This window comes from Pseudomonas sp. Pseusp3 (assembly GCF_047304225.1).
GTDB classification, from domain to species: Bacteria; Pseudomonadota; Gammaproteobacteria; order Pseudomonadales; family Pseudomonadaceae; genus Aquipseudomonas; species Aquipseudomonas fluorescens_CD.
Genome location: NZ_JBGLYV010000263.1, coordinates 1 through 323 on the forward strand (window position 1 = coordinate 1; position 323 = coordinate 323).

The following is a 323-nucleotide window of genomic DNA, read 5'->3' on the forward strand; positions in this document are numbered from 1 at the left end:
GTGCCGTTGAGCAGGGCCAGGCCTTCTTTCGCGGCCAGGGTCAGCGGGGTCAGGCCGGCGACTTTCAGCGCTTCGGTCGCTTCCATCCACTCGCCCTTGTAACGCGCCTTGCCTTCGCCCAGCAGCACCAGCGACATGTGCGCCAACGGCGCCAGGTCACCGGACGCACCGACCGAGCCTTTCAATGGTATGTGCGGGTACACCTCGGCATTGATCAGGGCGATCAGCGCGTCGATCACCACGCGGCGGATGCCGGAGAAACCACGGCTCAGGCTGTTGACCTTGAGCACCATGATCAGGCGCACCAGCTCGTCGCTGATCGG

Annotated in this window: 1 protein-coding gene; it reads right to left on the reverse strand. The window is 65.0% G+C overall.

Going from position 1 to position 323, the window contains the following annotated elements; genetic code table 11:
* The coding region (locus tag ACCD00_RS30815) for an aromatic amino acid lyase (RefSeq protein WP_413428944.1) at window positions 1–323 on the reverse strand (323 nt) is incomplete at both ends.